Source organism: Solibacillus sp. GQ1 (assembly GCF_059758555.1).
In genome coordinates this window covers 2,204,280-2,223,629 of record NZ_JCAXEX010000001.1, presented here as the reverse complement: position 1 = coordinate 2,223,629, position 19,350 = coordinate 2,204,280, and the positions used below count along the sequence as shown (strand labels likewise).

At 37.9% G+C, this 19,350-nt stretch carries 18 protein-coding genes and 1 tRNA gene; 15 read left to right on the top strand and 4 right to left on the bottom strand.

Annotated features, from left to right (window positions below; translation table 11 throughout):
- The first annotated feature begins 25 nt into the window (after positions 1-25).
- The 3 genes from AC6CH1_RS11365 to AC6CH1_RS11355 all read left to right on the top strand — a co-directional run bounded on the left by AC6CH1_RS11365 (position 26) and on the right by AC6CH1_RS11355 (position 1,028).
- Positions 26-99: transfer RNA gene (locus AC6CH1_RS11365), tRNA-Arg, on the top strand.
- Between the two features lie 139 nt (positions 100-238).
- Positions 239-394 carry a hypothetical protein gene (locus tag AC6CH1_RS11360; protein ID WP_251686568.1) on the top strand — a complete coding sequence of 52 codons (156 nt, stop codon included), beginning with the start codon at positions 239-241 and terminating at the stop codon, positions 392-394.
- Positions 395-884: 490 nt separating this feature from the next.
- Complete coding sequence (locus AC6CH1_RS11355) at positions 885-1,028, top strand: hypothetical protein (protein WP_498317560.1); 144 nt, start codon at positions 885-887, stop codon at positions 1,026-1,028.
- Between the two features lie 384 nt (positions 1,029-1,412).
- On the opposite strand, the gene AC6CH1_RS11350 is transcribed toward AC6CH1_RS11355, so the two are convergent.
- A complete protein-coding gene (locus AC6CH1_RS11350; RefSeq protein WP_498317558.1) occupies positions 1,413-1,922 on the bottom strand; it encodes a nucleoside-diphosphate sugar epimerase in 510 nt (169 codons plus the stop codon).
- A 300-nt stretch (positions 1,923-2,222) separates the two neighbouring features.
- Here AC6CH1_RS11350 and AC6CH1_RS11345 point away from each other — a divergent pair, with 300 nt between their 5' ends.
- The 5 genes from AC6CH1_RS11345 to AC6CH1_RS11325 all read left to right on the top strand — a co-directional run bounded on the left by AC6CH1_RS11345 (position 2,223) and on the right by AC6CH1_RS11325 (position 7,696).
- The gene (locus AC6CH1_RS11345) at positions 2,223-3,299 is read left to right on the top strand and encodes an aldo/keto reductase (protein ID WP_498317556.1); all 1,077 of its coding nucleotides are present in this window, start codon (positions 2,223-2,225) and stop codon (positions 3,297-3,299) included.
- Between the two features lie 269 nt (positions 3,300-3,568).
- Entirely contained in the window at positions 3,569-4,369 is an 801-nt protein-coding gene (locus tag AC6CH1_RS11340; RefSeq protein WP_498317555.1) for an ABC transporter ATP-binding protein, read from the top strand.
- A 15-nt stretch (positions 4,370-4,384) separates the two neighbouring features.
- Positions 4,385-5,206, top strand: a complete 822-nt coding sequence (locus tag AC6CH1_RS11335; RefSeq protein WP_427708754.1) for an ABC transporter permease — start codon at positions 4,385-4,387, stop codon at positions 5,204-5,206.
- Between the two features lie 84 nt (positions 5,207-5,290).
- Entirely contained in the window at positions 5,291-6,304 is a 1,014-nt protein-coding gene (locus AC6CH1_RS11330; protein ID WP_498317553.1) for an ABC transporter substrate-binding protein, read from the top strand.
- A gap of 39 nt (positions 6,305-6,343) precedes the next feature.
- Positions 6,344-7,696 (top strand): LLM class flavin-dependent oxidoreductase, encoded by a 1,353-nt coding sequence (locus tag AC6CH1_RS11325; RefSeq protein ID WP_498317551.1) that lies wholly within the window; start codon positions 6,344-6,346, stop codon positions 7,694-7,696.
- Between the two features lie 126 nt (positions 7,697-7,822).
- Here the strand turns inward: AC6CH1_RS11325 and AC6CH1_RS11320 are convergent, their stop codons facing one another.
- The 3 genes from AC6CH1_RS11320 to AC6CH1_RS11310 are packed head-to-tail and all read right to left on the bottom strand — an operon-like array spanning position 7,823 to position 10,042.
- Positions 7,823-8,494, bottom strand: a complete 672-nt coding sequence (locus AC6CH1_RS11320) for a GNAT family N-acetyltransferase (RefSeq protein ID WP_498317549.1) — start codon at positions 8,492-8,494, stop codon at positions 7,823-7,825.
- Positions 8,494-9,174 carry a GNAT family N-acetyltransferase gene (locus tag AC6CH1_RS11315; RefSeq protein WP_498317547.1) on the bottom strand — a complete coding sequence of 227 codons (681 nt, stop codon included), beginning with the start codon at positions 9,172-9,174 and terminating at the stop codon, positions 8,494-8,496. The genes AC6CH1_RS11320 and AC6CH1_RS11315 overlap by 1 nt, the downstream gene beginning before the upstream one ends.
- A complete protein-coding gene (locus AC6CH1_RS11310) occupies positions 9,164-10,042 on the bottom strand; it encodes a carbon-nitrogen hydrolase family protein (RefSeq protein WP_498317545.1) in 879 nt (292 codons plus the stop codon). Before AC6CH1_RS11310 ends, AC6CH1_RS11315 begins: the two co-directional genes overlap by 11 nt.
- A 318-nt stretch (positions 10,043-10,360) precedes the next feature.
- On the opposite strand from AC6CH1_RS11310, the gene AC6CH1_RS11305 reads away from it, so the two are divergent.
- The 7 genes from AC6CH1_RS11305 (at position 10,361) to AC6CH1_RS11275 (ending at position 19,277) form a co-directional block, all read left to right on the top strand.
- The gene (locus tag AC6CH1_RS11305; protein WP_498317543.1) at positions 10,361-11,812 is read left to right on the top strand and encodes an aldehyde dehydrogenase family protein; all 1,452 of its coding nucleotides are present in this window, start codon (positions 10,361-10,363) and stop codon (positions 11,810-11,812) included.
- A 394-nt stretch (positions 11,813-12,206) separates the two neighbouring features.
- Positions 12,207-13,394 (top strand): HD-GYP domain-containing protein, encoded by a 1,188-nt coding sequence (locus AC6CH1_RS11300; RefSeq protein WP_498317541.1) that lies wholly within the window; start codon positions 12,207-12,209, stop codon positions 13,392-13,394.
- A 112-nt stretch (positions 13,395-13,506) separates the two neighbouring features.
- The gene (locus tag AC6CH1_RS11295; RefSeq protein ID WP_498317539.1) at positions 13,507-14,691 is read left to right on the top strand and encodes a PqqD family protein; all 1,185 of its coding nucleotides are present in this window, start codon (positions 13,507-13,509) and stop codon (positions 14,689-14,691) included.
- 417 nt (positions 14,692-15,108) lie between these two features.
- Entirely contained in the window at positions 15,109-16,557 is a 1,449-nt protein-coding gene (locus AC6CH1_RS11290; RefSeq protein ID WP_251686579.1) for an aryl-sulfate sulfotransferase, read from the top strand.
- 62 nt (positions 16,558-16,619) lie between these two features.
- Positions 16,620-17,627, top strand: a complete 1,008-nt coding sequence (locus tag AC6CH1_RS11285) for an ABC transporter substrate-binding protein (RefSeq protein ID WP_498317537.1) — start codon at positions 16,620-16,622, stop codon at positions 17,625-17,627.
- A 17-nt stretch (positions 17,628-17,644) separates the two neighbouring features.
- Entirely contained in the window at positions 17,645-18,424 is a 780-nt protein-coding gene (locus tag AC6CH1_RS11280; protein ID WP_427708771.1) for an ABC transporter ATP-binding protein, read from the top strand.
- A 34-nt stretch (positions 18,425-18,458) separates the two neighbouring features.
- Positions 18,459-19,277, top strand: coding sequence for an ABC transporter permease (locus AC6CH1_RS11275; RefSeq protein ID WP_427708773.1), 819 nt, complete (start codon positions 18,459-18,461; stop codon positions 19,275-19,277).
- Positions 19,278-19,350 lie beyond the last annotated feature (73 nt).

The following is a 19,350-nucleotide window of genomic DNA, read 5'->3' as shown; positions in this document are numbered from 1 at the left end:
TATTACCAATTGGTTTAAAGAAATTGTCTCAGTAGCTCAGCAGGATAGAGCAACGGCCTTCTAAGCCGTCGGTCGGGGGTTCGAATCCCTCCTGGGACGTAAAGTAATTTTGAGAAAACTCAATAGTATAAACGATTTGACTAGTGTGGGTATAACTAGCGGGATTCTAACCGTTAAAAATTCACCAAAAAATTGTTGCAAAAAAACCTTCAATTATAATAATTGGAGGTTTTTTGTTTTGATTAAGAAAAAAGGTGTTTTTGACGTTACAGTATCTACTGAAATACAAAACCGAAAAAAGAAACAATTGCAAAAGGAATGGAAGTTGGAAAAGCACTTGAAGAATGAAATGTTAATAAAAAAGAAAGCGTCGAGAGCTTGGAATCGTTTTTAAAATCGGAGTATGATTCTAATGACAAAATTAGAGATGCAATTGCACAACTATAATCCTCATTAGTAGAGGGCAAAATGAATAAACTGTCACCAGGGCAAAATAAAACCATCGAAGAAATTTGGATTTATCATAACGAAAAGTAAACGTATTCTACACTTTCGTGAATTGGTATTGATAAATCCATACCATGAAGCAGATGGCAATATTGGCGGAGGTAAAATTAATAACATTTTAATCCAACGGAAAGAAAAGCAATAATGTTATATCAGAAGATAAACGGTACCAACATTTAAAGAAAACCATTGATGCCATTGAAGGATTATATAACGAATTAGACGATGATCTAAAAAACATTGTTCTATTCGCTATGGGGATAAAGAAGGATGCTATGAATGGGAAGATGATGCAGATAAATTATACATGCGCGAAATAAAGTATTATGTAAGCGCAATGTGTTGATTGACAAGACAGCAGAGAGGATGGGGCGGTTGTGAAGATTGAAATTGGTGGTGTAAGTTTTGGTATGGTGCTTGCTATCATTATTTCATGGAGCGTTAATAAATCTGTAGTGTTGGCGATAATACATGGTTTGTTCGGTTGGCTCTATGTTATTTACTATGTACTTACAATGTGAACTTCACATAAAAACCGTGGAAATTGATAACATACCCATAATTTAAACATACAAATTATCATAACCTGTCGAATTCAAACAGACTATTAGTTGACCATGTGTGATGATGAATAGTGGAAGTTGTTAAGGCAGCGATTAGATGACTTTGGCATGTTGCTGGAGTCATCTTTTTCATTGTCTATTGCTTTATCGTGTGGGAGTTTATCGTTGCAATCAGCCTCCAATTGTTATAATTAAAGTTTTTTTGTTTTAATGAATACTCCCATGAAATAGGTCGACCAATTTCATGGCTGACCTATTTTATTTTAACGGACTGTGATTAGTAGCGGATATATTAATTAGTTCCGGAGAAAAAATGTATTTATAAATAAGGGGCACGACATTTTATTTCAATTCTATATTTTCTATATACAGATCAACATCTTTCATCAATTGTTTAAATAAAATTCTATTTTTCTTTTTGATATTTATTTTTTTTCTTGCAGACTTTAAAGAAAATTCTTCATGAACAATACAACTTCTGAGGTTCGCCAATAATTTAGTATTATTTTTAAAAGTTAAGTAATCACCCAATTTCCTCTCTAGATCGAGAATTATATTAATGTCGGACTTATTTTTATATTTATGATTAAAGTAAACTTTATAAATGTCTTTTAGCAGTTGTTCAGTTAATGAATACAACTCTACTGTGAGCGTTGCATATTTTCGGTCCCTACGGCGTCCATAAAATTCTTCCAACTCATAATCACTCAATAGCTCCACCCATTTAAAAGCACCTGATTTATTCGAAGTATTTTTTACAATTTGCTGAAATTCTTTTTCGATTAAACAAAGATCAGCAAATGCATGATCTTTTAACTTTTTGATTTCTTTCTTTTTACTCAATTCAAACACTCCTTCCAATAATTGGATTTAATAGCAAAAGGGAAGCTCACCCGCTCCAATACCCCTGTGCAACAAGTTACCTATTTTTTCTTACCCGAATTTTTAAATTAACCAACTATTTTTTGACACAATCAAATAACGTAAAGGATTTTAGCGGTAATACAAAGGTTCCTAAATAGACTCAAAAAGAGAATGCGCTTTTTAACGCACCCATTCTATAACATGATTGTGCAATATCTCGTGAAAAGGTCGTAGAATGTTTTATTTAATAGGGAACATGGGAAAACACAATGCATAGGAGGGATCATGATGGATTATAATTTATTTGGCAATTCAGATTTGAAAGTTTCTAAATATGCTTTGGGTACCGTGATGTTCAGTACAAATGGTCTTGAGGAAGCGGGTGCAATGGATCAGACAACCGCAAATTATATGGTGGATTACGCACTGGATCAAGGCATCAACCATTTTGATACAGCAAATATGTACGCAAAAGGTGATGCGGAAGTTATTTTTGGCAAAGCGATAAGAGATAAACGCCAGGATATGATCATCAGCAGTAAAAAAGGATTTCAGCTGATCGATAAACCAACCGATACGGGAGCTTTAATCAACGTTGATTCATCGATAGATGCGCTATTAAAAAGACTAGGTACAGACTATATTGATCTCTATTATGTACATTGTTGGGACGGCCAAGTAGCGGTTAGTGAAACGGTCCAAGAGATGAATGATTTAATTAAAAAAGGGAAAATTCGTCATTGGGGAGTATCCGATTACAACGGTTGGGCACTTGCGAAGACACAAACATGGGCAGTAGAAAATAATATGATACCGCCAATTGCACAACAAATCTATTACACACCGGAATCTCGTGAAGCAGAGTACGAAATTTTGCCGGCCGGTAAAGAATTGGGCATTGCTAATAGTATTAGATCGCCACTTGGTGAGGGGCTGCTTACTGGTAAATTTACAAGAAACAAAATGTTCGAACCAGGTACAAGACAAGAGAATGGCTGGCCGGAAACATATATTAAAAATCCGGATTTGTTTTATAATCTAATCGATTTATTGCAAGATGTTGCGTCTAAACATAAAGCGACAGTAGCGCAAGTTGTTCTTGCATGGTTACGTGATCGACCAAATGTAGATTCAATTATCTTGTCTGCAAGAACTAAAGAACAATTGCATGAGAATATTGCATCCTATAATTTAAAATTAACAAACGAAGATATCTCACAAATTAATAACTTAACAGCACTGGAACCTATTTATCCATTATGGCACCGCGCTATGAATACAGTGGATAGAGCTTCAAATGCAGAAAAGGTCTATTTAGACGAATACATTAAGTTGATGGATAGAAAAAATCAGACTGGATTATAATTAATGGACTCCAAGCATAGCATAAAAAAATCTGATAATTCCAATAAAACTAGTTGACATTTAAATTAGTTTTATTTATTATTAATTTCAATATATGGCTTAGCAAGCTCACTAGAGATACTAGAGGCTCCCTTATCTAATTGATAAGGGAGCCTTTTGTTTTAACTGAAAGGGGGATTTACTAATTGTGAGTGGACGATTCATATAAAAAATTTTTTACAATAAACATACTATTTTAATTGGAATTGTGTGAAATAGGAGTGTGAACAATGGAAAAAATCAAATTTGAACAAGTCTCCAAAAACTTCTTAGTCCGAGATGAAAACAAAAAAGGGGCTCAACGTGAATTTACTGCTATTCAAGGTATTGACTTCTCAGTAAAGGAGGGTGAATTCATTACTTTAGTAGGGCCGAGTGGATGTGGGAAATCTACATTACTCGATTTGCTGACAGGTTTAACGAATCCGACAAAAGGCAGGATTCTTATTGATGGTCGTGAAATAAGCGGACCAGGGCTGGATCGTGGAATTGTCTTTCAACAATATGCATTATTTCCATGGAAAACAGCACGCGGCAACATTGAATTTGGTTTAGAAGCGAAAGGAATTCCGAAAAAGGAGTGGCAAGAGAGAACCGATTATTATTTGGACTTAGTAGGCTTGAAAAACTATTCTGATCGCTATCCGCATGAATTATCAGGGGGAATGAAGCAGCGCGTAGCAATTGCGCGGAGTTTAGCATTCAATCCAGATGTATTATTAATGGATGAGCCATTTGCCGCATTAGATGCACAAACTCGTGAAACATTACAAACGGAATTATTGCGCATTTGGAAGAAGACAGGTAAGACAATTATTTTTATTACACATGGAATTGATGAGGCAGTGTACTTAGGAGAACGGGTTGTTGTTCTTTCAGCCAATCCAGGTACTGTCAAAAAGATTATAGATATTCCACTGAACAATCGTTTAGCTGACGCTGATATTAAATCAAACCAAGCATTCGTAAAAGCGAGGCATGAGGTATGGAGTTTACTGCATGAACCGGAATATCAAGGCGCACACATTTAAGAAGGGGGTTTTTAGATGGTAACATTAAATAAACCGACGCAAATCGAAGAAACGAGTAAACGACCTAGGACTTCCGGTAAATCACTTTCAATCATGTTGAAAGTCTTTAAGAAATCAATCGTACTTATTTTGTTTGTATTATTCTGGGAGCTTGCCCCACAGTTAGGTTTTGTCGATAGGACGTTTCTGCCGCCATTTTCCGAGGTTATTCATGCATGGTGGGACCTACTTATAACAGGGGAAATATGGAGACATTTTGAGGCGAGTATTTTACGTTCACTTTTTGGCTTTGCTTTAGCATTAGTCGTAGCGATACCATTAGGTCTGCTAATTGGATGGTATCCGTTAGCAAGAGAGTTATTAACACCAATCTTGGAGCTATTCCGTAACACAGCAGCATTAGCGCTGTTACCAGTATTTATTTTACTGTTAGGAATTGGTGAAGTTTCTAAAATATCAATTGTCTTATATGCATGTACTTGGCCCGTTTTATTAAATACTATTTCTGCTGTAAAAAGTGTGGATCCGTTATTAATTAAATCAGCACGCTCAATGAATATTTCTTCGTTTAAATTGTTTTACAAAGTTATTTTACCTGCATCGGTACCGACAATTTTTACTGGTATTCGTATGGCAGGGACGGGTGCGATTTTAGTATTAATTGCTGCTGAGATGATTGGTGCAAAAGCGGGGCTAGGTTATTTTATTACGTATTCGCAATACAATTTCCTGATTGCTGAAATGTATGCGGGCATTATTACTATTGCATTATTAGGCTTATTGATTAACTATGGCCTTTCCGGTGCAGAGCGCTACTTCTCGCGATGGAAACAGTAAGTATTTTATTTTTAATTAAAACCTACTAATTTAATTTGTTTAGTTATGTATATTGTATTTAAACAGGAAAAGGGGAATCTTAGCATGAAAAAGATGTGGTTGTTATTAGTCGTATTAAGTGTAAGTCTGGGAGCTTTAACAGCGTGCTCAAATAATGATTCACGTAGTACAGCAAGCGCAAATGGTCAAGATCGAGTTATACAATATCAAAGCACACCAGGAAATGTAATATTCCCTGAATTAGCAGAGGCCCTTGGTTATCTGGGGGATATAGAGCTGGAAAAAGTGAGTGATATGGTCGGCGGTCCAGAAAGTATTCAACTAACAGCAACAGGCGAAATAGATTTCGGATCAGCATTTAACGGTGCCATTATTAAATCTTATGCACAAGGTGTAAAGATTAAATCGGTTGTAGGCTCTTACGGTAGTGATGAAAATACATTTATCGGCTATTACACATTGGACGACAGTGGCATTAAAACAGCGAAAGACTTAATCGGCAAGAAAATCGGAATGAACACATTAGGGGCGCACTCTGAGTTTGCAGTAAAACAATTTTTACGTGATGGCGGTTTAACAGAAGATGAAATTCAAGAAGTTCAATTAGTCGTTGTACCGGGCGCGAGTGCAGAGCAAATTTTACGGGCTGGTCAAATCGATGTTGTAGCACTTAGTGGTATTGCGAAAGAACGTGCTTTAGAAAATGGTGTCATTTATCCTGTATTTAAAGATACCGATTTATTTGGTCAATTTACAGCAGGTGAATTCTTTTTTACTGAAAAGTATATTGAAGAAAATCCGGACACAGTTAAAACATTTGTAGAAGGAGTTTCGAAAGCAATTGAATGGGCTAGAACAACGCCCCGTGAAGAAGTCATTGCAAAGTTTGAGGAAATTGTTTCTGCACGTGAAGGTAATGAAACGACAGAAAATTTAAAATACTGGCAGAGCACAGGGATTGCTGAAGAAGGTGGACAAATTGCAGAAAAGGAATTCCAAATCTGGATCGACTGGTTAGTGGAGAATGGTGATTTAAAAAAAGGTCAAGTGAAGTTAGAGAATCTATTCACAAATGAATACAATCCATATGGCAAATAAAGCTTTTAACTAAATTCAACGAAAAAGGAGAATATTAAAATGACAAAAAGACAATTAAGTTTAGGTGCGTTTATTAATCTGCCGGGTCACCATGTTGCGAGCTGGAGACATCCCGAAACCGAAGTACGTAAAGTAACAGATTTAGCCTATTTAACAGAAATCGCGCAAGTTGCGGAGCGCGGCAAGTTTGATAATTTATTTTTTGCAGATGTATTTGGTCAACCGATTTTAGAAAATGCACACTCAGGATTGAAGCTGGATCCGGTCGTCATTATTTCTGCATTAGCAGCTGTCACGAAAAATATCGGTTTAACAGCAACATTAACAACATCGTATAATGAACCGTTTCATGTAGCACGTAAGTTTGCAGCCATTGATCATTTATCAAACGGTCGTGCAGCCTGGAATGTTGTGACTTCAGCCAATGAGCGAGAGGCATTGCTGTTTGGCCGTGATGCACACTTTCAACACGCAGAACGTTATGAGCGTGCCGATGAATTTGTAGATGTGGTGAAAAAGCTATGGTATTCGATAGACGAAGAGGCATTGATAATTGATAAGGAAAGTAGTCATTATTACAACTTAAATAAAGTGACTGAAATAGATCATGAGGGGAAATTCTTTAAACTAAAAGGAACACTGGATGCGCCGTCCACACCACAAGGCCATCCGGTAATCGTACAGGCAGGCTCTTCGGAGGCAGGAAAAGAGCTAGCTGCGAAAACAGCTGAAGTTATCTTCACTGCATGGCAAACACTGGAAGATGCACAAGCATTTTATAAAGATGTTAAAGGCCGTTTAGCAAAATACGGTCGTAATCCTGAAGATCTTAAAATATTACCAGGGGCTTTCATTGTTGTAGCTGCAACAGAAGAGGAAGCAATTGCGAAACATCAGCAATTAAATAACTATATTACGCCAGAAGTAGGCTTGGCTTATCTATCCGGTTTTACGGGGGTAGATTTATCGGAGTACGACTTTGAAGGGCAAATTCCAGATTTTAATGGCCAGCAAATTGACGGCACGAACCCGAATATTCGAGCGAGTATTGTGAAAGGTATTGTAGAGGCAAAAGGGTTAACAACTTTGAGAGAATTATACAACAATATTGCAGGGGCTCGCGGGCATCGAGAAATTATCGGGACGCCAACCCAAGTTGCCGATCAGTTGCAGGAATGGTTTGAAAATGAAGCGGCTGATGGTTTTAATATAATGGCACCAACTTTCCCGCAAGGCTTCAACGACATTGTAGAACAAGTAATTCCAGAACTACAGCGGCGGGGAATATTTAAGACGGAGTATGCTGGTACCACATTACGTGAAAATCTTGGTTTAAAACGTCCGGTTAATCCATATATACAGCCAAAAGCTCCACAAGAAGTTCCACTTTAATCTGTAATTTAGCGTTTCTAACAATTTAAAAGCACTTCAGTTTCTATTGTACTTAGAATTTGAAGTGCTTTGTTTGTAAGAAATAGATAAATCTGTAGTGCACGATTAGTACAATAATAGAAAATGTTAAATTGCCACCAACTCCACACTTTCTTTTGCATCAAGATACTCGATCATCTCTACCCATGTATCTGGCTTCTCGGGCAATACTGCATAGTACGTCTTTAAAAATGTCGCAATCAGTGATGCATTTAAATCGGTTTGTTCGTAGTCAGCGGGCATAAAGCATAAATCAAGTCCGCTTACAGCTGTCCCGTCCAACTGCCATGATGGGTGGACGTACGGGAAGTTTAGCCGTTTGTAGCCTAAATGTGATAACACTTCACGGCGTACAAACGGGTCCATTGGTTTTACTCCACCAAAGCCGTGATCGTCTACACGATACGGATCATAGATTTCTGCAAACATGCCTGCCATTTGCTTGTTGTTTTCCTGTGCCAATGCTTGTAAATCTGCTTCACGTTTTGTTGCTAGGAAACGGCCGACGCCAATACCTTCCCGGCCGATAATTGTAAAATCGGTCATGCCAACATTTAAATCTTTATAATAGCGGTACTCTGTTGTCCCAACGACTTCACCTTCATGGACGGCGATAAATACGCGAATGCTTGGATCCTCCAGCGGTTCTTTCCATAAATCAAATGCTAATACTTCCTCCGGTGGAAATACCGTTTTTAATAGTTCATACATATCTGCAAACAGTGGGTCGGTAATCGATGTAATGCGATGATAATCCATTAATAAGCCTCCTTGATTTGGACGAAAGGATTGCGCCATTCCATTAATACACCATAATGATGCGACTCTTCATCCTCTAAATAGTGGGGTACAACTTGTATCGGCATGCGACCGCAGCGTAGTAGAAACGAAATGACCTGGTCGTGTATTTCACCACGCAAAACGGCTTCAATATACGCTTCTGGTGAAAGCTGGTCGGCATGGTGATGATAATTCGGCATCCGGCTGCCGCCAAGCAGACGAACGCGCTTTTGCTCAATGACGATTTCATACATCGAAAGCATGAGCCATTTGCCAAGCCCTAAACTGCGAGAAGCTGGGCGCACACAAAGATCAACAATGTAGAGTGTATCGCCATTTGGATCATGAGTACGAATATAGCCGTTATCGGTTATGTCCTCCCACGTATGTAGGGGATTGTTTGGGTCAAAATCAACGAGCAAGGACGTCATGGAACCGACGATTTGCCCATCCACTTCAATGCAAAGTGTACCTTCCGGGAAATGTGTGACATGACTTATAAGTTGTTCTTCACTCCACCATAGCTCTGAAGGGAATGGGGGAGGGAAGCAATCCTGTTGAATACGGATAAGGGCATCAAAATCTGCAGGCGTGTAATTCCGGACTGTCGCAAGAATCGGCTTGCTGTCTTGAAACACATAAAACTGTTTACTGTACATTGATAAAACTGCTTTCCCAGTCATTGTATAAATCGGTACGACGGTCACGCCACGTTGTTACAGAGCCCTTTTCGCGTACTTGATAAAGCAGTGCCAAATCTAAATCCCCCGTAACAACCATATCGTTATTGAGCTCTCCTTCAACTACGATTCCACGCGGTGGGAACGGGACGTCATTTGGTGCAATAATCGCGGACTGTCCAAAATTCATGCGCATAAAATCAATGGTTGGGAGCGAACCGACAGTAGAAGCGGTAACAACATATACCTGGTTTTCAATAGCGCGGGCATGACTTGTATATCGAACACGATGGAAGCCGTGGCGATCATCGGTACAAGATGGGCAAAAGATAACATCTGCGCCACGAGCTTTTGCCATTCGTACGATTTCAGGGAACTCGATATCGTAACACGTTAAAATTGCAATTCTACCTTTTTCTGTATCAAAAAGGTGTAACTCATCACCTGCCGCCATGTTCCACTCGTTTACCTCGGTTGGAGTAATATGAAGTTTCGCCTGTGTGGCAACCGTGCCATCCGGATAAAATAAGTGAGCTACATTGTAGAGTTTGTCATTGTTCCGTATGACATGGGTACCACCGATAATATGCATCTTTGTTTTAACGGCTAAACCTGTAAATAAATCAAGGTACTGCACTGTAAAATCAGGAAGCTCATTGATGGAAAGTGGGTCCCCTTTATCGTTGCCTATAGATAACAGCTGCGTCGTAAAAAACTCAGGAAATAAAATGAAATCCGTCTCGAACTCTAGGGCAGCTCGCACGTAATGGTCTACTTGCTGAGCAAATTCCTCAAATGATCGAATCGTATGAAGATGATATTGAACGGTTGATACACGTAGTTTCATATGGACCTCCTTACTATTTTTTCATAATATTACCATCATATTGCTAGCTATAATAGTATGTTTTTCAGTTAATTTCAATGCGAATTTGGAAATGCATCCGTAACTCACGTATATTGTGAAGATTTTCACTTATACTAACGTGGCAAAAAGCTTAAGTAGAAGAGAATGATTTTATAGGAAAAATATAAGAAAACGATATTTATGGTAATAAAACGGCGAATCAAGGGTACTAAGTGATATATGTACATGCATTAAAGTAAGACGTATGGCATTTTGAGTGAAATTCTATGGCATTTAACGTTGGAAAGGATGATACCGATGAATAAAAAATGGAATAAGCAGTATATTGGTGGAGAATGGAAAGAAGGAAACAGTGAAAGAGTATACGTAGACCAGAATCCTTACAACGAGGAAACGATTGCGGAAATTCGGTTGGCAAATGAAAAAGACATAGATGAGGCGTATCAAGCGGCCAAAGAAGCACAAAAAGAATGGGAACAGGTCAATGCCTATCAAAGACAAGCGATCATAGAAAAAGCTGCACAAATTGTAGAGCGAAAAAGAGAAGAAATCGTGCAAATTTTAGTGGAGGAAAATGGTGCTTCCCATACGAAAGCCAATATTGAAATTAGTGGTGCTATCGGCATTATGAAAGAGGCGGCTACGTTCCCACTCCGGATGCATGGGAAAATCATGCCATCCATTATTCCCGGGAAAGAGAACCGAGTATATCATAATCCGGCTGGGGTAGTGGGGATTATTAGTCCATTTAACTTCCCGTTCCATTTAACAATGCGTTCCCTTGCTCCTGCTTTAGCAACGGGGAATGGAGTTGTACTTAAACCGGATCTGCAGACGATGATTTCAGGTGGACTTATTTTAGCTGAAATTTTTGAGGAGGCCGGCATTCCTAAAGGGTTGTTAAATGTTACAGTTTGCAGCTCATCTGAAATTAAAGATGCATTTATTGAGCATCCTATTCCTCAAATCATTTCTTTTACCGGTTCTACAGAGGTAGGGCGCCATATTGGAGAGGTATGCGGAAGAAACTTAAAACGTGTAGCTTTAGAACTTGGCGGAAACAATGTCATGCTCGTCTTGAAAGATGCTGATGTTCAAAGAGCAGCTGCTTCTGCCGCTTTCGGTAAATTTTTAAACAGCGGACAAATTTGTATGTCTCTGAATCGGATTGTTGTTGAACGCCCGGTATACGAGACGTTTATAAAAGCATTTGTGGATAGAGCATCCAAAATTAAATACGGGGATCCAAAAAATGATGATGTGGTTGTCGGTCCGCTTATTAATAATAAACAAATCGCCCGAATTCAACGATTAATTGACCAGAGTATTGAAAAAGGAGCAGAATACGCCCTTCAAGGGGAAGTGAAAGGTAATGTACTGGCTCCTACTATTTTAACGAATGTTACGAATGATATGCCGATAGCCCAGGAAGAAATATTCGGACCTGCTGTAGGTGTAATCGTTGTAGATAGTGAAGAAGAGGCGATTCGCGTTGCTAATGACAGTGACTATGGGCTGAGCGGCGCCGTTCATGCCGGTACAACTGAACATGGTGTTGAAGTGGCTAAACAGATTATTACAGGAATGATTCATGTCAATGATCAGGGAGTAAATGATGAACCGATCGTTGCCTTCGGAGGAGAGAAAGCTTCAGGTTTAGGCCGATATGGCGGCGAATGGGCAATCCATGAATTTACAACGACAAAATGGATTTCTGTTCAGACAGACCCACGAGAATACCCGTTTTAATATTTAAATCAATAAGATTAGACCTAATCGACATTTAAGATTAGGTCTTTTTATTTTAAGGGGATACATTCCGTTTTATTGAAGTGAGACTTTTGGTTTAGTTATTATTAGAGTTTTTAAACGAACCCAAGTTAATAGAAATGATTGAAATTAGGAATTGTGTTGCAGGGTATATAGGAATATTGTTAAGATAGCCTTATTGAAATAGTAGTAAAAAAATTCCTGTTTTTTTAGTTAATAGGTACAAAGTGAATATATTATGGTTAAAAGAGTAAATTAATAAAAAAGTGAGAAATTTAATTCATAGATATATAGAACTAATTTCCAATCTCGTGTTATAATGGTATGTGGAACATAAGGTCTATTGATTGGTAATTTAATTGTGAGGTAAAAAATGAAAAAAACATCATTGTTACAAGAAGAAAAACGTTCAACCAAATTATTTTTATGGCTGTTCTATATCGTATTTTTTGTATACGACATATTATATTACGATCTTTTTCCGGCATTTCCTTGGCACGATGCAAATGATAAAAGTCTAATATGGTACGATTTTATGTATATTAAATATGGAGTAATCCTTGGTTTAATTCCTTTATCTATATATCTGATAAAAATAGATAAAACAGAATTTGTAAAATATATAATATTTTTTGAGTACTTTACCACTAATCTATTTTCAGATATATTGTACTATAAAGATAGTTCTCACTCGTATACTAGTGGAAATTTAGTAGAGATTATATTTATATTGTTCTCACCTATTTTTGTAACTAAAAAATTTACTTATTATGTATCATTTGGATTGATAATTAAATATATTATTGTAGGTATTGTTATACAGGATCCGATAGTTATGTTTCCTATTATCATAATGTTAGTGTGTTCATTTATTGCTTTTATTCTTTTAAATAGAATATTAAATTATATTAAAGCATTAAAAAACTCATACGACGAACAATTGGAAGGTATTGTTAAAGGAGTAATTGCTACACTAGAGTTGAAGGATCCATATACACGTGGTCATAGTGAACGAGTTGCTGCCTATGCAATGAAAATGGCAGAAGCTACAGAAAAATTTAAACCGTCTGAGTTAAATTATTTTTACTACGCTTGTCTTTTGCACGATATTGGAAAAGTTAGTATTCCGGACTCGATTTTGACAAAACCTGGGATGTTGACTGATGAAGAATTTGATATAATTAAAACGCACCCTGTTGTAGGCGCTGAAGCTATTCAAGATGTTGAAGGCATTGCAGATAATATTGATGTAATTACCCATCACCATGAAAGATGGGATGGAAAAGGATATCCGGATGGACTTACTGGCGAAGATATACCGTTTTTAGCAAGAGTTACTGCTGTAGCTGATGCGTTTGACGCGATGACTTCCTCCAGATCGTACCGCCCTGCACTTGAATTTGAAGTAGCATATCAACGTATACTCGATGGCCAAGGCAGTCAGTTTGATCCGCAACTGATAGAACTATTTAAAAAGATTTATCCTGATTGGGTGCAAATTTCTAAAACATACAGTAAAGGTATGGGCTTGAAAGGGGGGGAGAAAAGTGAAAATTCGTAAATTAAATAAAATTAAAGTTACTTGTTTTTGGTGCTTCCTTATCCCAAAATAAGTACATACTTAGGATGCTATTATTTAGCATCCTATTTTAATTTAAAGAGGAGGCTATATATTGAAGGTATCCTTACAATCCGAGATAACGTTATATCCGTTATCCATTCGAAAAGATAAAAAACATTATATCGTAGAAGAGCCGATTTCCGGTGATTTCTTTGAATTGCCTGAGATTGGTGTTGATGCTATCAAACGTTTGGAACAAGGTGAGGAGCTCATTTCCATTGAACATGCATTAAAAAATTCATATGCAGATGAAGAAGTGGATATTGTTGATTTTGTTGAACAGCTGTTGGAGTTAGGGCTTGTTCAAGAAGTGGATGGTGTGCTCGTTAAAAAAGAGCAGTCTAAATCCACATCACGTTCGGGTGGTTTCTTATGGATTCCGCAATCGGTGGGGCGTTTATTTTTTAATGGAGCAATGAACAAGATCTACTTGCTGCTGCTCATTGCAAACATCATCATTCTCATACTGAACCCGGAACTTTTTCCTCATTACAAAGATATATTCCTATTCGATTCTATGATGCTGAATATTCTTATGTATCTATCAGTTTCTTTAGTATTAATTTTACTTCATGAATTCGGACATATTCTTGCTATTCGATCACATGATTTGCCGGCTAAATTAAGCATTGGAAATCGGCTCCTATTTATAGTTTTTGAAACAGATCTCACTCAAGCTTGGAAGCTCGATCCAAAAAAGAGAAATATCCTGTATCTTGCCGGAATATCTTTTGAGCAGGTCATTCTTTTCCTTTCATTCGGTATAATGCTTCTTTTTCCGGATGTGAGTATTATAGGAATTCTTGGAATCATCGTGTTGGATATTTTCATTAAATTTATTTATCAATGCTGCTTCTATATGAAAACAGATGTTTATTATGTTATGGAAAATATAACAGGCTGTTATAACTTGATGGAAAACGGAAAAATCTATTTGAATTCCTTATTTAAAAAACAACGAAAAGATGGAGAAAATTATAAAGAAATATTTCAAAATGAATGGAATTTGATTCGCCTGTATAGTGTATTCTACATAGTTGGAGTTGTTTTAACGTTAATTTTGGCAGTGATGTATTTTGTACCACAGCTTTATTATACGTACGCTACTATTTATATGAACCTTCTCGGAGCAGGTGATCCTGCAGCGTTTTGGGATGCTATTGCATTTTTTGTAATGACCATGTTCATGCTTATCATGCTTGTTTTTGTAGCAAGAAAACAGAAGCATGAAAACTGAGAAAAATCGCTAAACTCGATTATATAAGTTTAGCGTTTTCTTGTTAGTTTTCCGAAAATTTTAAATTATTTTAAAAACCTACTTGACGAATAAGAATTAAATCGGTACGATACTGTTAATACTTTTAAAGTTAAGTAGTTTACTAGGGATTGAGTAAGTGAACTTCTACTTTAAAAAATAATTTAATAAAGTGCTGATTAGACAACTAAAGGCGCTAAAAATACATTACTCTCACCAAACACATTGGAGGAGGCTGTATTTTTAGTGCCTTTTCTTTTTAACCTTTGTTAAAAGGTTGTCTTGGAAGGAGGAATGGAATTTAAACAAAGCAAGCAATTGATAACTATTGAATGGTAATTTATTAAGACATAAAATACACGGTTAACTTGAAAAAATAATGAAAAGGGAGCGGTATATATGGGAAATCCAACAATTCATCCGACAGGGGCAACAGTTTACAATCCTGAAAAGGCGGCAAGCGGTTATACAATTTTTCAGGCAGCAAATGAAGGGGCATTACTGATTGATATGAACGGGAAAGAAGTTCATTTATGGAAAGGGCTACGCGGCTTCCCGAACAAAGTATTTCCAGGTGGTTTTGTACTTGGGCACACGTTTAATCGTGATCCACAGTATGGTTTCCAAGATGAGGGCGATTTAGTACAAATTGATTTTGAAGGTAATGTTGTATGGAAATTTGATAAGCATCAGTTTATTGAAGATCCGGGTCATGAGGCAAGATGGGTTGCACGTGCACACCACGACTATCAGCGTACTGGCAGCCCTGTAGGTTATCCGGCACCAGGTCAGGAGCCGCAAACAACAGGTGGAAATACATTGATTTTAGTTCACCGTGATGTAGCGAACGAAAAAATCTCCAAACACCCATTATTGGATGATGCATTTATTGAGGTCGATTGGGAAGGCAATATCGTATGGGAATGGAACGCACATGAGCATTTCGATGAGCTTAACTTTAGTGAGGAAGCAAAAAAGGCGATTTATGAAGAACCGAATCGACGTTTCTTCGGTAATCATTCAGGCGACTGGCTTCACATTAATTCCATTTCATTAGTTGGTCCGAATCGCCATTATGATAATGGTGATGAGCGTTTCCATCCGGACAATATTATATGGGATGCGCGTGAGGCAAATATTATCGCGATTACAAGCAAAGAAACAGGGAAAATCGTATGGCAACTTGGACCGGATTATGACACACCGGAGACAAAACATTTAGGATGGATTATCGGACAGCATCATGCACATATCATCCCAAAAGGTTTGCCAGGTGAGGGCAATGTTTTAGTATTTGACAACGGAGGCTGGGGAGGATACGGCGCACCGAATCCAAACTCGGTTGACGGTAATAAAGTAGCCATCCGCGATCATTCCCGCATTTTGGAAATCGATCCGATTACACTTGAAATTGTATGGCAATATACTGGACTTGAAGCGAAGTTTTCGGTACCAACGGATTCCTATAAATTCTACAGTCCTTATATAAGTTCGGCACAGCGTTTGGAAAATGGCAATACGCTAATTACAGAGGGCTCGAATGGACGTATTTTTGAAGTAACGGCAGACCATGAAATTGTATGGGAATATATTTCTGCCTATAAAAATGAACGAGGGTCAAATATGGTTTACCGCGCATACCGTGTTCCATACAACTGGGTACCTCAATTGGAAACACCGGTTGAAGTTGAGATTAAGCCGATTGATGTGAAAGATTTCCGAGTGCCGAATGCGGCAGAAGGCGGTGCACATTCTGTTGCTGAAATTAAAGAAGCTTTTTCTTATGGAGAAGGAGCCCTTTGCGTTGCGCGTTATGATGAGACAGTGGCGAAGAAAATTACAACATAAATTCTCTGAAATAATTCCTAGTATAAAAATAAAAATAGTTTGCTAATGGAAAGAGTGAAAATATGAAATTAAAAGGATCAATACATCTACTGCTCTTATTAATAACGGCGCTTATATTGGGGGCATGCGGTAATAATGCAAATTCAGCCAATGCTGGCGGCAAAACAATTCGGGCAGCGATTGATACAGCAGCAGGGGGTTCATTCCAAATTCGGGCAGCTGCGAATAACAGTTATTTTTCGGATAGAGAATTGAATGTAGAGCTTTCCAATTTTGCCTACGGAATCGATACTGTGAACGCTGTTTTGACAAAGCAGGCAGATACAGGATTGGCAGCAGATTATGCATTACTGAACTCACTTGGTAAAGGTGATTTCGTAGTCGTTTCTTCATTGACAGGGAGCGATGAGCACTTCAACTCTGTCAGTCTGTCGGAAATTTTGGCAGTAAAGGGCATAGAAGTACCGACGGATATTAAAGGTGAAAAAATCGGTGTTGCAAAAGGAACGGTATCTGAATACCAATGGGCTAAATATTTAGAGCACTACAGTATTAGCGAGGACGACATTAAATATGTACCATACAGTACACCTGATGAAGCTATCGTCGGAATGAAAAAAGGGGATATCGATGTCGTTATTGGAACGGGTGCTTTAATAGAGAAATTCAAGAATATTGATGGTGTGCATGAAATCGACCGATTGAGTACTGTACCTGATTTAAGTATATCGAGCTATTTAATTGTGGACCGTAAATTTGCAGAAGCAAATTCAGAAGAAATCGGGAAGTTCCTTGAAGGCATTGAACAAGGAGTTGAATATGTAAAGGGGAATCCGGAAGGTACTGCTGACATCGGCTATAAAGAGTTGAAAATCGCAAAAGAAGATATAATGCTTGATTTAAAACGAGTGAACTATACGCTCGGTTTTACGAAGGAAGATTATACACATTTATCCAACATGAAAGAGTATTTGCTGGAGCGCGGTATTTTGGATGAAGATTTTGATTTGGATGAAAAGCTGTATCTAGATCCGGCGAAGCAAGTCTTGAAAGACAAAGTAACTTACTAACTAAGGGGGAAAAGGCAATGCTGAATACGATAACAGAAGAAGCAATTGTAATTAAAAATGGTGCCAAAACGTTTAAAACAGATATTGAAAATCCGACATATGTATTAAAAAATGTAGATTTATCGATAAAGAAGGGCGAGTTTTATGTACTTCTCGGACCAAGTGGCTGCGGTAAATCGACATTGCTGAATATTATTGCAGGATTTTTGGATATGTCAGTTGGCGAATTGCAAATTGTGACTTCTCGTGAAGAAAACCGAGATGGACGTGGTTTCGTTTTTCAGTCAGCGGATTCAGCATTGTTCCCTTGGTTAACAGTTGAGGAGAATATTTCATTTGGCTTAAAAATGAAGAAGGTGCCTGCAGAAGAACGAAAAAAGGTAGCCAATACTTTCATAAAGCTAACGGGTTTACTTGGCCATGCGAAAAAGTTTCCTGATAATCTGTCGGGCGGGATGAAGCAGCGTGTACAGCTTGCCCGTGTTTTGGCAAATGAGCCGGAAATCTTATTAATGGATGAGCCGTTTGGGGCACTTGATGCGATGACACGACGAACAATGCAAAATGAGCTCATTCGAATTTGGAAAGAAACAAATAAAACCGTTATCTTTGTGACACATGACATTCAGGAAGCGATTCTTTTAGGTCAGAAGATTGGTATTATGTCTGTCGGTCCGAATTCACGAATCGAAACGACTTATGATGTAAACCTGCCTTATCCTCGAGATATAACAAGTGTCGATTTCAACAACCATTATAAGCAAGTTCAGACACATTTTGAGGACTTCACGATTTAATAAAACTTTTGTTTAGAATTAAGGGAGGCAGCTTATGACGACGATTGAACTAAAAAAAGGACAGCAAGTGGCACCTGTCGTAAAGGTAAAAAAGAAAAGCCGAATCGGTAAATTGATTTTACAGTCCGGTATTATCGGCTGGTTATTTATTCTGCTCGTATGGCAAATTGCTTCAATGTTTTCTGAACCGATGTTTTTGCCAAGCCCATATTTAACTTTAATCGGGGCAATTGAAATTGCCAGTGATGGGACGTTGTTTCTCTATATGGGATACAGTTTTTTACGGGTGCTGGCAGGATGGACACTCGGACTCTTAATTGCTGTACCATTTGGCTTGCTTATAGGAACGAATAAGTTTGTGCGGGCACTATTTGAACCGGTTATTAACTTTGTACGTTTCATCCCGCCGCTTGCATTCATTACACTATTTATGCTGTGGTTTGGGATTGGCGAACAGTCAAAAGTATTTTTAATTGTTTATGCAACATTTTTTGTCATTACGATTAATACATTAACAGGGGTCCTATCTATTTCGAATGATAAATTATTATCTGCTAAAAGTATGGGGGCTTCGAAATTCCAAACGCTTATTTATGTCGTTATTCCGGCAACAATCCCGTACATCTTCACAGGTGCAAAGCTTGCAATGGGTTCATCGTTCATGGCGATTGTCGGTGCGGAAATGGTCGCTGCAAATGAAGGGATCGGTTTTATGATCTGGAATGCACGACTGTACTTTAAAACAGACTGGATTTTTGTAGGGCTTGTCGTTCTTGGGTTAATGGGCTTTATTATGGACCGGATTTTCGCATATGCAGGACGCAAGCTGCTTGGTCGCTATAAAGTTGTGTAACATAAAAATGGGCTAAACGAATTTGTTTAGCTTATTTTTATGAGAGACTATTAGTGCAATTCAAAAATAATAA